The sequence below is a fragment of the Chitinophaga sp. YR627 genome (genome assembly GCF_900114995.1).
GTDB lineage: Bacteria > Bacteroidota > Bacteroidia > Chitinophagales > Chitinophagaceae > Chitinophaga.
In genome coordinates this window covers 179,321-193,898 of record NZ_FOUX01000007.1, presented here as the reverse complement: position 1 = coordinate 193,898, position 14,578 = coordinate 179,321, and the positions used below count along the sequence as shown (strand labels likewise).

At 46.4% G+C, this 14,578-nt stretch carries 7 protein-coding genes; all 7 read right to left on the bottom strand.

What is annotated here, in order from left to right:
- Positions 1–61: 61 nt before the first annotated feature.
- The 7 genes from BMZ72_RS32920 to BMZ72_RS32890 all read right to left on the bottom strand — a co-directional run bounded on the left by BMZ72_RS32920 (position 62) and on the right by BMZ72_RS32890 (position 14,539).
- A complete protein-coding gene (locus BMZ72_RS32920; protein ID WP_089815220.1) occupies positions 62–2,335 on the bottom strand; it encodes a glycoside hydrolase family 3 N-terminal domain-containing protein in 2,274 nt (757 codons plus the stop codon).
- Positions 2,332–5,277, bottom strand: a complete 2,946-nt coding sequence (locus tag BMZ72_RS32915) for a discoidin domain-containing protein (RefSeq protein WP_255373359.1) — start codon at positions 5,275–5,277, stop codon at positions 2,332–2,334. Before BMZ72_RS32915 ends, BMZ72_RS32920 begins: the two co-directional genes overlap by 4 nt.
- A 51-nt stretch (positions 5,278–5,328) precedes the next feature.
- Positions 5,329–6,555, bottom strand: a complete 1,227-nt coding sequence (locus BMZ72_RS32910) for a DUF4998 domain-containing protein (protein ID WP_177223005.1) — start codon at positions 6,553–6,555, stop codon at positions 5,329–5,331.
- Between the two features lie 20 nt (positions 6,556–6,575).
- Positions 6,576–7,811 (bottom strand): DUF4959 domain-containing protein, encoded by a 1,236-nt coding sequence (locus tag BMZ72_RS32905; RefSeq protein ID WP_089815215.1) that lies wholly within the window; start codon positions 7,809–7,811, stop codon positions 6,576–6,578.
- A 33-nt stretch (positions 7,812–7,844) separates the two neighbouring features.
- Positions 7,845–9,755: a RagB/SusD family nutrient uptake outer membrane protein gene (locus tag BMZ72_RS32900; protein WP_255373358.1), complete on the bottom strand. Its 1,911-nt coding sequence runs from the start codon at positions 9,753–9,755 to the stop codon at positions 7,845–7,847.
- Between the two features lie 16 nt (positions 9,756–9,771).
- The gene (locus BMZ72_RS32895; protein WP_089815650.1) at positions 9,772–13,218 is read right to left on the bottom strand and encodes a TonB-dependent receptor; all 3,447 of its coding nucleotides are present in this window, start codon (positions 13,216–13,218) and stop codon (positions 9,772–9,774) included.
- Between the two features lie 184 nt (positions 13,219–13,402).
- Entirely contained in the window at positions 13,403–14,539 is a 1,137-nt protein-coding gene (locus BMZ72_RS32890) for a FecR family protein (RefSeq protein ID WP_089815211.1), read from the bottom strand.
- Positions 14,540–14,578 lie beyond the last annotated feature (39 nt).

The following is a 14,578-nucleotide window of genomic DNA, read 5'->3' as shown; positions in this document are numbered from 1 at the left end:
CTGCACAAAAAACACAACTACTAAAACCAACCATAGTTAGTCTCCTTTATAAATACAGCTATCACTTTACCTGAATCACTTTGGTAAAGTGAATATTATCAGCTGCTGCACCTATCTGTAATTCAAATGCGCCTGGCTCCACTACATATTTCATCCTCTCATTGTACAAACCCAGTTCTGACACTGGTATTTCCAACTGCACCGTTCTGGTTTGTCCTTTCGGGATCAATTCCTTACTGAATGCCTTTAACTGTTGTACAGGCGTCGCTACCGAACTAACTCTATCACGCACATATACCTGTATCACTTCTTTCCCATCCCTGTTGCCGGTGTTTTTTACATCAACAGCAATTTTAATCACATCTTTTTCTGTCAATATGGTATCCGCTATCCTGCAATCCAGGTATTGAAAAGTCGTAAAACTCATACCGGTACCAAATGCCCAGAGCGGATCGGGACGATCAAAGATATAATGGCCTTTAGGGTCCTGCGGACTACCAGGTCTGTCGAAAGGCTCATTACGGTCGGTTACAAAATGATTGTAATAGATCGGCGTATTGCCTGTGCTACGCGGGAAAGAGACATTCAGTCTTCCGGAAGGATTCACCACGCCCGTCAGTATATCTGCCAGTGTATTACCTTGTTTTTCTCCGCCATACCATTGTACCAGTACAGCATTGGCATTTTCTTTTACCCATGGCATTGCCAGTGGTTTACCGGCAATAAACACAACGATAAAGGGTTTACCGGTAGCTTTAATGGCTGTCAGCAGTTCCTGCTGTACACCCGGTAGTTCCAGCGAACTAAGATCAAAGCCTTCTCCTGCGGTAGAATACTGCGGACTACGGCCCAGAAAGGTACTACGGGTGCCTATCGCTACAATCGCCAGATCACTTGCTGTCACACTTTTTACAGCGGCAGCGATACCGGAAGTATCTCTGCTCCACCAGTCACAACCCTGCGTATAATGCAGCTTTACCTTATTGCCAATCGCTTCCTGCAGCCCTTCCAGTAAGGTAGTACCCTCCTTGGTATCACGACTGGTCCAGGAATAATCACCAAACACCGTCTGATCTGCATTAGGCCCCACCACCGCGATCGATTTATATTTCGATATGTCCAGCGGGAGGATGTTGTTATCATTCTTCAGCAGAACAGCACTTTCATCTGCCACCATTTTAGCTATTTCAACGTGTGCGGCACTGCGTACTACTTTACTAACCCTGGCAGGATCACCAAAGGGATTATCAAATAAACCCAGTTCAAACTTAACGGTCAATACATGACGAACTGCCTCATCCAGATACTTTATATCAACGAGACCGCTCTCTACTGACTTTTCCAGTGTGCCCTCATAAGCGCCATCCACGTCCAGATCAATACCTGCGATCAATGACTGAATAGCTGCCTGCTCACGGGAATCAACTGCATGATGAAAGCTCTGCAGGCGCTCTACCGATCCCCAGTCGGAATAAACATAGCCTTTAAAACCCAGTTCTTCACGCAGGATATCCGTCATGTAATAACGGGAACCACTTACCGCTACACCATCATATGCACTATAGCAGGACATCACGGATAAAGGATTCGTATTTGCGATCACCTTTGCAAAAGGATACAGGTACAAACTTCTCATATCCCGCTCTCCCCCGCTTACGTTGGCACAATTCAATCCGCCTGAAGGCGAACCATGTGCCACAAAGTGTTTAGGTGTACACGTGATCCTGAAAGACTGATAACCTTTTATAAAAGCTGTTCCCATTTCAGCAATCAGAAAGGGATCTTCTCCGAAGGTTTCTTCTACACGTCCCCAGCGAAGCTCACGTGCGATATCGAGTACAGGAGAAAGGATCTGGTGAATACCTATTACCTGTGCCTCTTCTCCGGCAGCAGTGGTCATCTTCCTGATCAGTGCAGGATTGAATGTACTACCCTGCGCCAGTTCATGCGGGAAGATGGTACAATTATTCTGCAGGATACCTTCGATCCCCTCTACAGCAGTCAACACCGGAATACCCAGCCGTGTTTTCTTCAGCATGTAGGTTTGGAGCTCCTGGTACATATTCGCGCAATCCTGCGCATTCATGCCCATTTCATGTGTGCAACCAAAACTCTCTCCCTTAAAAATATTCGCTATTTCATCGGTCTTTCCAGCGCCCCGGTTTTGCAATTGCAATACCTTTTCCCGTAAGGTCATGCGTTTCAGCAGGTCTTCCACACGTGCAGGAACAGGGGCCTTTTTATTTTTATACAAAGCCGTATCCAGCTGTTGACCTACGGCAGCAGATATGCCGTAAGTCAACAGTAAGGTGCTAAGAATGATTATTTGCTTCATTTCCGTACGATATGGTTATTAAATGGTTCTGCTGTGAGCCTGAACCCATCTTTACCCACTGCATTGCTATCAAACTCGATCGTTACCGTTTTTGTCTCGCCGTTCATCAGGGAGAAATAATTATCACTGATGATGGCAGGAAGGATCTGCTTACCATCTGCTGCACCTGTCAGCATTAGTCTGATACCAAAAGCGGCGCTTGGCGATGATGCAGGATTATTGATCGTAGCAGTCACATAAGTCTTTCCGTCTGCCTTGGTCGTCTTGTATTGTAATTTCAGGTCAGACTTTCCAAGCGTGTTTAAGGCGCTATAGTCCTTGCGCTTATTGCCACGCCAGTAGAAATTCTCAGATATCGGCTGACCATCCTTACCGGCAAGTTTCAGTTTGATAAAATGTACATCACTCAGTCTGGCGCTGGCTACATCACCCTGGTATACTTCAAAATCAAACAGTGAATACCCCCACCAGCTACCACGCTCTATACCATGCATCCTTACATAACGTGCAGATACTTCCGGGAAAACGATCTTCTGCTGACCAACACGCCCCTCATCGGTACGATATACCTGATGCCATCTTGTGTTATCATCAGAAACTTCTATTTTAAAGGATTTCGCATAAGCTTCCTCCCAGTTCAGTCCTACACCATTTACTACTTCTGTTTTTCCCAGGTCTACACAAAGCCATTCATCATCATTGTACCTGCTGGCCCAGCGTGTCTGTGCATTACCATCATTGGTCGCAGACGGATCACCATCCTGGGAAGAAGAGGCGAACATCTTTTTGCCTCTTGCCAGATCTGTCTGATCTGGTGTCAGATCGAGTTTGAATGCCTCACCGGCACTGTAAGCAGGAGAAGAAACACTGGCGGACTTGCTGTATTGTTTAACAATATGTCCATCCAGGTTATAAATTTCTGCACTGGCAGTAAGATCAGTTACATCGCTACGGGTCGTGTTTACGACCTTGACAGCATTGGTAACCGGGTTCCATTGGATATGTAATGGCTCACACGCCTTTTTAGCGCCAAAATAAGCACCTGTGAGGTCGTAGTAATAGTCATAGGTCTGCCATACCATACTCGGATATGCGGACTGGCTCATCCAGGTCATCACACCGGAAGCATCCTCCCCAATGTGATCCAGCCAGCCTTCATACATCGCTTTATTGCTCTCCAGGTTGACAAACTGCGCCTTACGGCAATAGTCTTCAATACCTTCCGGTTTACCATATCCACGGGAGATCATCTGGTCATATTCGTCCGGACCAGCATTAAAGGCATTCGGACCAAAAAAGTGCTGGTTCCACATTTCATTACGTGGCCACTGCTTCTCCTCTGGCATGAATTTCCTAAAGCTCTCTATATTCACAAAAACGGCAGTGCCGATCTCACTACGCAGTCCCCAGCCTTTGTTGCCACCAAGACCTGTGGGATAAGCGGTAAAGTAATACCTTGGATCTTTTGCCATCCACGGACCACTTCCTGTCAAACCTTCCGCATGGGAATTGGGTTGATAGAATCGGTCGCCCTTATCAAAAACACGTACATCTTCCCTTAACCAGTTATTCAGTGGCGGCTCCGGCCAGCCTTCGTTATCGGCACACCAGATAGCCACAGCAGGATGATTTCTGACACGTTTGATCTTCTCGATCGCGTTGGCATTGAAAGCCTGGAGATCAGCAGGCAGATTCGGATTTGAATTCAGCCAGAATTCATCCCATATCATGATACCATACTTATCACATGCTTCGTAAAATTCTTCATCAGTCGTCAAACCGATCCAGTTACGGATCATGTTAAAGTTCATTTCCTTATGCAGACGCACCTTTGTATCGTATTCCGCACCCCGGCAACGCAGCATGTATTCTGACATCCCCCAGTTACCTCCTTTGATAAACACCGGCGTACCATTGATCGCAATGTGCAATACATCACCGGTCGTATCATAGCTATAGCGTTTAACACCAAACTTCACCTGCTTTTCATCGGAGACATGATCCCCTACCATTAGCTTCAGATCCAACGCATATAGATTAGGTGCGCCATAACCATTGGGCCACCATAAACGGGGGTTGTTCAATACCAGTTGCTCAAAATCGCGTTTGGTAAAGCTGATATCCTTGGTGCTGTTACGATTCACACGCACTTTCTGTGAAAACTGAATATTACCCGGCATGATAGTTCCCTGCAAAGTACCCTCCACATCCTGCGGGGCGCTGTTCTTTACCTGCATGGATAGAGACACGTAAGCCTTTGCATTGGTAGGCAGGTCAGTGCGCACCCATGGGTCCTGTATAGAGAGATCTCCGCTACAGCTAAGGAAAACTTTATCAGTAATACCGGAGTTTAATCCAGGCACATAGGGAATCCAGTCCCATCCTGCGCTCGCCACATAATTGGGACTGCCTACATTCGCAAGCGGCTGAACAGGGATGCTTACAAGTACCGCTAATACATTATCGCCATCAGCGTTTGCATCATTGGTAATATCAAAACGACCACGGTCCATAAACCCATCCAGGTTGCCGATCAGTTTTCCGTTGAGATAAACAGACGCCTTTCTGTTGACGCCATTAAAGTTGAGCCAGACCCTTTTCCTTGCATAATCCGCAGGTACCTTAAACGTCGTTCTATACCAGAAATCTCTGTCGTATTTACTGCGATCTACCTTATAGATATTATCACCGAAGTTGGGATCTGCTTCTTTACCAGCAGCGACAAAAGAAGAAAAGGTGGTACCAGGCACGATGGCTTTCGTCCAGTCCGGTGTTTGTAACTGCGGATCTTTTCCTTTTGTACCGGTTTCGGCATCTGATCTTACATACCAGATCTGCTGATCTGAACTACCGAGACTGACAGTGCTTACCTGTGCAGCCACTACTGTTGGAAATCCGAGGGCAGCCATTACAACCAGCGCCCTGCCTAATAAATGGTTCATTCCCGTCATTAGAAAATTGAGCTTTTTAAAATATATACCTGTAACAAAATCTTATCTTATCCTGAGTGCTACTTTTTTAAATTGCAGATAGGTGTAAACTGATCCGTTAACCACCCATCCGAAAGTAACCGTGGTTTGCTGTGTCAGTGTGAATGTAAGCGTATGTGTTCCACCAATAGAACCGCCATCACCATGGTATAAAGCCAGTACGGTATTATTTCCGCTCAGATTATCAATATCAGGAAGCGTGGTACCTGTGGCCACTACTTCATTGGCGTCGATGGTACCACCATTACCCGCTGTCACAACATCCAGGTCGTAGGTACCAGCTGGCAATGTAAATGACTGATACACCTTACCATTCACCAGTGGCGCATCTCCCCAGTTCTTTGACTCAAAGTGAATACAGCCGCCGTTATCTGTAGACCATCCGCCTCCCTGATCATTATTCTGGTTCCTGGCATTTGCATTCACCTGCCAGTCTCTTGGTAAGCCCCATTTGCCTGTTCCATTATCACTTCTGTAAAAAGGATCACCCGGATTCTTAATGAATACAGCGGTTACATCACCGGCACGTGTGATCTGCGCGAAATTGCTGACATCTCCTACAGTAAAGGTATCCAGGGCGTTCCGCAGGGGGATATAACTGGATTGGTAGGTAACAGTAGTACCGAATTTGAAATTATCCAGGGTGATGGCACTGCTATCAGGAGATAACAGCACCGTCTTCAGCACATCGTTATTATCGGTGTATTGCAGCTTTGTAGTAGTATTGATAGAATCAGGTGTATTGAACTGTACCCTGACACTACCATTGAGCAGGTCCAGCAGATAAGGTGTAGCCGCGTTATAGGGCCGGTTAAAGAGACCGCTCCGGTATTTGGTACCATACACACGCACACCGTTCAGGTTCACCGCTATGGAGGTTCGTTCCTGTCCGTCGATAGAATATATATTGAAATTATACGTACCCTCACTCAGTCCCGGCACGATCACAGAGGCTGTATCATTCGGATCATGACTATCCGCTGTAAGCGTCAGTGAATCCTGTTTATTATTCCAGTAGATCTTATAATGCGTGATCTTTGGATCAGGACTGGGGTTCCAGTAAAGCATCGTACGCAGGTTACCGGCCCTGTAACCGGCATTCTGGATAATGCCGGGATAATAGATCTCACCATCCTTTACCAGGTCTCTATAAGCTTCGTTCTTTTTGGAACAAGCCCCCATCGTCACTGCCAATAGCAGCCAGCTGATATTTTTTATGTTCAGTTTCATTGCGTTGCTCATTGTTGTGGTTATTGCGGAATGCCGGAAAAGGTGACTTCTCTGATAATGGTGTAATCAAGTCCGAACCAGGTATCTTTCACCACGATACGGACATACTTTACCGGCGGGATACCTGTAGGCATACTAAAATCAATACCGTTATTCACATAGGCTCTGTCAGCTGCATTGGTCTGTCCCTGTGGTAAACCGGAAGGAGGATCCGGCACACGGAAGTTACCCAGACATATCCAGTCTCCGCTTTGCGTACCTTGTGGTGCTCCTCCTGGCGTGGTCGCATCCGCAGGATTGTCAACATTAGAACCGTAGACCGTAAAGTTCTTCGGATTGTTAGCCCCATAGTCCCTGAAATACATCATAAAGTGGGTAAGCGTATAACTTCTGCCAATACCAAAAGAACACTGCATCAGTCGCTGGCTGGTACCAATGGTCGTCTGCCAGGCATTAGCGCTGTTATCTTCTGTGATATTGCCATCCCACATATTCTGTACAACACCGCCATAACCGATGACGGCGTCGCTTGGCATCAGGTAAGGAAAGAAGTTCCTTTTGTTCAGCACTTCTTCATATCCGGGCGTGACCGTCACTACCATGGTATCGGATATATTACCATACCTGTCGGATATATACACGCCAAATCTGGTAGGCTCCGGTTTATATCCTCTCAAGGAATAATTGATGGTGTCCAGATTGGTATAGTTCTCATTGGCAATGGCAAAGTTGCCTGTTACCGGGTCTATCGTCAGCGTATTGATCGCAATAGCGTTTCTGGCTGTATTGGTAGCTTTGATATTAATACCGCCATAGTCACTGCCTATTTTCAGTGATTTCCTGATCAATGCGTAATAAGGCGTGTCAGGATGTACAACCACCGTTACCGGATCAGAAGCGATATTGGAACGGGTCACTGCCTTCAGCGTTACCGTATATTCCTTGCTATCATGAAATCCTTCCAGGCGGAGCGTATCAAAGAAATAACTCGACTTGATCTCTCTGGATACGCCGTCGCGGATCGTGTAGTTAGCTACTACGTACAGCAGGTCCTGGTCGCCGGGCAGGTCATATTTCACCACAGCTGCACCATTATAGTTGGTCACTTTTACATTGGTGACAGGCCCTGGTTTATTCTTATTGGTATTATCCGGTTGCCGGTAAACATCGTCTTTGTTGCAGGCGCTCAACATACCCGCTGTCAGGACGATCAGCAGGATGGCGGTTATATTATAATTTGCTTTATTCCAGTTCATAAAATAACGTGTAATTAGTTTATCAAAATCATACTACCAGGCCGGATTCTGCACAAGATTGCTGTTTACAACAAGGCTGTTCGTTGATATCGGCCACAGGTAATCACGGGTGCCAAACACCGGTATCTCTACGTTCTTTGCCCGGTAGTAGTTGATCGCCTGATCTTCATACACACTCCATCCTTTCAGCGGAGCGCTTAATACCATCTGCAGCTCTTTCCATCTTCTCAGGTCCCATCCGCTCTGACCTTCAAAACATAATTCGATGCGGCGTTCCTGGTGGATGATATCTCTTAAACCATCTTTACTGTTTGGTTTGTTAGGATCTTTCGCGAACCTGGTCCAGGAGTCGGTTACACCCAGCAGACCGGCACGTGCCCTTACCCTGTCAACATAGGACAAAGCCTCCGCCGTCGGGCCGTTCACTTCATTAAGCGCTTCCGCATACAACAGGTAGAGACCTGCCATACGCATAACCGGCATAGAGAAATCCGTCCAGTTAAATCCGTTGTCATATACGGTGAGGTAGTTGGCCAGTTTTTTAGGCCAGTAACCAGTGATATTGGTTTTCTGCAATGTCTTCGGACCAGCAAGGGATGATTGTCCGCGTGCTTCCACATAATGCGGGTTAGCACCATCCAGAATACCATTTCCAAACCATATACCGCCATCAAACCCGATGCTGGCATAAAACCTTGTCTCCCGGTTAAAATGAGCTTTAATCGTTGTATAACCCTGTTTAATATAAGGTGCATTATCGGCGTCTCCCATCTGCAACTGATTACGGCCACCGTAATCCCAGTTTTTATCCTGTTCTATCGGTACGCCGTTATTGGTGTAAAACAGATCGGTAGTGGAGATAGGCACGGCAAAATAGGCCGGGTTATCGTTGTCATTCTGATTGGCGCGTTGCGTCATACGTGGTATACAGTATTCCTGTCCGTGCCATATCGCGTTTAAAGACCAGATCAGCTCTGTATTGATATCCCAACGTTGTGTCAGCGAAGTCTGGAATACCAGTTCCTGCCTGATCTTGTCCGGTAAATTGGCAACACCTGGTGCAGGTATAAAGGTGTTATTCAATTTCAGACCAGCTCCTTCGCAAAGGTCGATCGCTGCTTTACATGCAGTAGCTGCCTTTTGCCATTTGGTAGCGTCATAGGGAGAGAAAAGCGCGGTACCGTCTTTGTCTTTAAAATTGGAATAGTCAGGATTTCCGTTGAATAATGGACTGGCAGCCGTCATCAGCAGTTCTGCTTTAATGGCCATTGCTGCCGCTTTTGTTACTCTTCCCAGCTCTTTGGCAGGGTTATCGATCGTAGCAGGCAAATCTGGTATTGCTTCATCCAGCAATGTGGTGATGTAATTTACCACTGCATCTACCGGCTGGCGTTTTACTTTCACTTCCTCCGGACTGGCTTCCACCGGCAGGTTCTTATCTACGATCGGTATAGGTCCATAGAGACGCAGCAGATAGTAGTGGTAATAGGCTTTTAAGAACTTGGTTTCTGCAATCCATCTGGTCTTTTCTTCAGGTGACAGATCCGCAGGTTTATCAATATTTTCCAGCATGGTGTTACACTTCCGGATGGCCTTGTACATCGCAACACCGTTACCGCTGCCATCCCAGTAGTTTAATCCCGGGTTACCGGCGTTCTGTGTGCCGGTAATCAATGCAAAGCCGGTTATATCGATCGGATTGCCCGGCAGATTCATTGGAAAGATGATCTCTGAAGACATGGTGAAGCCCGGACTTCTGTTAAGGTCATTGAGATTCTGTATGGCATTATAACAGGCGAAGAGATAGTTTTCCGCTTCATTTCTGCTTCTGAATGCGTAATCCAGCGTACCCACATCAGGCGGTACCACATCCAGGTATTTTTTACAGGCGTTGCCGGAAAGCAACAAACCGATCAGGCATAAATATTTATATAATGATTTCATGTTGTTTGCGCTTGTTTTAGAGATTGACATTGAGACCTGCATTGAATACTTTCTGGATAGGGTATGCGAAGCCGCTGCCACCCAGTTCCGGATCCCATAGCTTAAAGGAGCTCCAGGTCAGCAGGTTCATTCCATTCACATAAAACCGGCATTTCTGGATACCCAGGCGTTTGATGATAGGTGCCGGTAAGGAATATCCTATTTCTGCGGATTTAAGACGCAGATAGGAACCGTCTCTCAGCCACCAGGTACTTGCCTGCAGGTTATTCTCGATATCGTTACGATTGATCCCTAAACGGGGATACAGCGCGTATATATCCTGGTTGTCTTCTGACCAGTGGCTATCTGCAAACTGTTTTAGTAACTGTGTATTGCCATACACATAGGAATCCGGACTCTGTACAAAAGGACTTACCCTTTTAGGATCGATAAAGAAGGAAACCCTTGCCTGTCCCTGGAAGAATGCGGAGAGATCCCAGCTTTTATACTGTACGGAGAAACCACCGCCGTAGATAATTTCCGGTACCATCGGATAACCTACAAAGGTCTGATCTCGCTCATTGATCACGCCATCACCATTAAGGTCATAATATTTGATATCTCCTCCTCTCGGCGCTTTACCTGTGGAAGAAAAGATCTGCGAAGGAGAACTCTGGGCTTCCGCATCATCTACGAACAGACGCTCAGCGATATAGCCATATCCTGAACGGATCGGGTGACCAACAGTACGGCGCCATGGCTCCGGATAATCCGGTTCTTCATAATAGGTGTATTTACTGGTAGCCAGTGTGAAGTTACCACGACCGGATACCAGCAGGTTTTTACCCAGCTGACTTCTGTAATCGGCAGAAAGGTCAATACCTTTTGAGCGGGCTTTACCCAGATTGGCATAGATATCCGCTTCCAGTCCGTTGGTAGTAGGAATATAAGAGCGCTTCTGCAAAATATTATAACGGTTGTAGTTGTAATATTCCGCGGTGATGTTCAGGTTTCGGAGTGTTGTAAGCTCCAGTGCGAGGTTCAGTTGTTTCGATGTTTCCCAGGTCACTTCAGGATCGGGATAGTTGTTAATGGCAACGCCAGGCCGGCTATAGCCACGGTTGATACCGAATTCAGCTCCACCTCCTCCAGCAAGGTTGACATTGGAACTATAAAAGAACCTTCTGTCGCTGATCGCATCGTTACCTACCAGGCCATAGCTTCCCCGGACTTTTAACCTGTCAAAAATGTTATGTAATGGTTGAAAGAATTTTTCTTCAGATATGATCCAGCCACCACCAATTGTTGGGAAGAAACCAAAACGATGTTCTTCAGAAAATCTTTCGGAGCCGTTGTAACCGAAGTTAAACTCTGCGAAATACTTTCCTTTGTAGTTATAGGCTGCACGGCCTGCAAGACCCATGTTTCTGTGCGGCAATGCATCCACCAGTTTACCGGCATTGGAATAAACGACCTGCTGTCTTGTCAGGACGAGTGTACCGGACACGTTGTGATCTTTGAACTGTCTGCTATAATCAAGGTTACCCTGTATGTATACGTTGGTATTGATCGTTGAACCGCCAGGAAAGTACTCCAGGTATTCGATCGCATCTCCCGGATTCTGGTTCAGCCAGCTAAGAGAATAACTGTTCTTTGCCCTGTCATAGGAAGCAACGTTGTAATAGAAAGGTTTGTACCCCAGATTAGCATCAAAATAAGCATACCTGTTGGTCTCGAATAAACCATGGAAATGCAGTCCTTTCGTCAGAAAATCCAGTTTCTGATTCAGTTCCAGTTGTGCCAGTACCCGGGACTCTGAAGAGGTCTTGTGGCCTCTTAATAACAGCGCATAAGGATTATTAAACGGGATACTGTTAAAAGTACCCTGTGGTGCGCCGAAAAGAATATGTTGCGTTGTAAGGTTTGCTGAATCAGCCGGGAAATAAGCCGGGAACAGAACGGGACTGGTATGTAAAGCCAGATTGTAGATATCTGAATTAAATGAACCATCGGTTGTCAGCGGACCCTGATAGGAACTAAAAGTACCGCTGAATCGTAAGATCACCTCTGTTGTTTTGGTGAGGTTCAGATTGACATTGGAACGTAACTGGTAGTTCTGAAATTTGATATTGTTGTTATTGTTGTTGTTCCTGTCCTCTGCGAGGTTACCATGGTCCAGGTTATAGGAACCTGCCACATAGTATCTTGCCAGCGGACTACCACCACTGATACTCATATTCCCACGCTGGGTGCTTGTACGCTTCTTGAGCAGTACACTTAACCAGTCAACCGCAGGATATACATATGGATTGTAACCTGGTGCTTTATTGATAGTATTGATGGTGTTATTGATCTTATCCTGGTTAAAAGGCAGTGGCTGCGTCGGATCACGGGTCAGTGTGCCTTCATTGAATAACTTCATATAGGTAACAGGATCGGCGATCTGAAGCGACTGTGTATTCTGGGAGATCGCATTTTCCAGCCTTACGTTGATAGCGAGCTTACCCATCTTACCTTCCTTTGTATTGACCAGGATAACACCATTCGCACCACGGGCGCCATACAATGCAGTAGCACTGGCATCTTTCAGGATAGAGAAGCTGGCGATATCATCTACGTTCAGTCTGGCCAGGTCATTGGTACTGAGTTCAATATTATCGATCAATATCAGCGGATCAACCTTATAACCAAATGTGGTAACACCACGGATAAAGAACTGGGCATTATCCTGACCAGGTTGTCCGGTAGGCTGATAGGCGATAATACCGGCCGCCTGTCCACCCAATGCCATCGTCAGGTTACTCGCAGGGATCTTCAGATCAGCAGGTCTTACGGAGGTTACGGATCCTACCACCGCTTCTTTGCGTTCCTTTTTACCAAAGGCCGTGATCACCACTTCTTCTGCACGTCTGATATCATCCTGCAAAACAACTTTCAGTGCTTTATTGGTACTGGTGACAGTAAAGTTCTGGCTGACAAAACCAACATAGGAAATTCTTAAAACAGTGCCTTCTTTTACGGTCAGCACGAAGTTGCCGTTTGCATCCGTAACGGTACCTATTTTAGGATTATCCGCGACAGTAACCGTTACACCTGGCATGGTCTGTCCTTTGGAATCCCTGACATTACCTGTTACGGTAATGTCTGCATCAGCTGCTTCTATATTGTTCTTTTTAACAGCGCCACTTTCATGCGCCATCCCGATACTGATATTTTTATCCTGGATGGTGTAATTCAGCGGCGTATTTTTTAACGCCTCTTTCAATGCAGCTTCAAGCGGTGTATTCTCAAAGTCGGCATTAAAGTGTGGTACGTCTTTGATCATCTTCGCTGACCATACCACATTGTATCCGGTTTGTTTATTCACTTCCACAAAGAACTGTTTCAGGGAAATATCCCTTTCGTGGAGCGTCATTTTTTGTGCGAACACTGAGGCGTTCGCGTGTAACAGAGAGAAGAAGAGCAGTACTGTAGTGATCTTCATAAATCGCAGAATTTTTCCTGCCAGACCGGGAGGCCTGCAGGTGTTGACAATAAAAAACTGTGGCATCTGATTTAAAGACGGTTTAAATAAATAACGTGTTGAATCGCCCAAAGACGCAACAGGACGGCCTCTCCTGGTAGCCTCTCTTCAGCATAGTTGGTTATAAATGATATTTTTTGGCTGCTTACTTTCTACTGATAATAATGGTGGTTCCTTCCTGCCGGAAGCGCGCGGCCCCGGTATTTTCCAGGAGATTAAGCAGTACAGAGATATTACCCTGGCGGGTTGCTACCACACCAAAAGTTTCACTACGCAGGCTTTCATCTTCGAAAATATATGTGACATTGTACCAGCGGGACATTGCTTTCATAATGGTTTCCAGCGACTGGTCATCAAAGCGGAAATAACCATCTTTCCAGGCAATCACGTCATCAATATTCACTTTGGATACTTTCAGCGCGCTTTGATAATTCGCCTGTTCTCCTGGTCTGAGTGATGCCTGCTGCTCACCGGCAATCACCCGGGCTGCACCACTGACCAGGGTTGTGCTGATACCTGGTTCATCTCCATAGGCTTTGACGTTAAACTCCGTTCCCAGATCTTCTGTAATGACTGATCCGGTGACCACTCTGAAAGGCTGCTTTTCATCATGCGTTACCTGAAAATACGCTTCCCCTGTTAACGTTATGCGCCGCTCGGTAGCATTTGCAAATGTGACAGGAAACTTCAGACTGGACATCGCATTGAGCCAGACAGTGGTCTTATCCGGCAGCACGACCATAAACTGGCTACCCGCAGGTGTACTGATCACGTTGTAGGCGATTGCACCATTTACGGTGTCCTGTTGTTCCCCTCCCTTAATATTATAGATCAACTGACCATTGGCCGCCTTTGTAACGGTCACATTTCCCTGAGTGGCAATATCACCGTTTGCTGCATCTGAAAGCAGTACCTGGCTCCCGTTGGAAAGCGTCAGGATAGCACCCCCTGCTGGTTGTTTACCAGGTGTATCGGTTCCCTTTTGTGCAATCTGCTGATTTGGCCGGTATTTGATCAGGTATACGCTGGTAGCTGTAATGGCAATAAATGCCACAGCAGCAGCAACCGCCCATTTTTGCCAGTTCCGGGAGGAAGTGGTCAAACCGGTCGCCTCATGGATACGGGACAGCATTTCATGGTACACCTCGTCCTCCTTTTCATAGGATACAGCATCATGGTATGACTTTTCCCTATACCAGGCATTCAGCTCCTCCTCTTCGGCTTCGGTCGCTGTGCCATCGGTATACTTCTTTATTAACTCATTAATTCTCTGTAAATCCATATGTTAGTTTGCCAGTGGAATTATTCAACCTGATCGTAT

Coding starts and splice junctions, on each gene's coding strand:
- BMZ72_RS32920 (WP_089815220.1), bottom strand. CDS start 2,335: ATGAAGCAAATAATCATTCTTAGCACCTTACTGTTGACTTACGGCATA.
- BMZ72_RS32915 (WP_255373359.1), bottom strand. CDS start 5,277: ATGAACCATTTATTAGGCAGGGCGCTGGTTGTAATGGCTGCCCTCGGA.
- BMZ72_RS32910 (WP_177223005.1), bottom strand. CDS start 6,555: ATGAAACTGAACATAAAAAATATCAGCTGGCTGCTATTGGCAGTGACG.
- BMZ72_RS32905 (WP_089815215.1), bottom strand. CDS start 7,811: ATGAACTGGAATAAAGCAAATTATAATATAACCGCCATCCTGCTGATC.
- BMZ72_RS32900 (WP_255373358.1), bottom strand. CDS start 9,755: ATGAAATCATTATATAAATATTTATGCCTGATCGGTTTGTTGCTTTCC.
- BMZ72_RS32895 (WP_089815650.1), bottom strand. CDS start 13,218: ATGAAGATCACTACAGTACTGCTCTTCTTCTCTCTGTTACACGCGAAC.
- BMZ72_RS32890 (WP_089815211.1), bottom strand. CDS start 14,539: ATGGATTTACAGAGAATTAATGAGTTAATAAAGAAGTATACCGATGGC.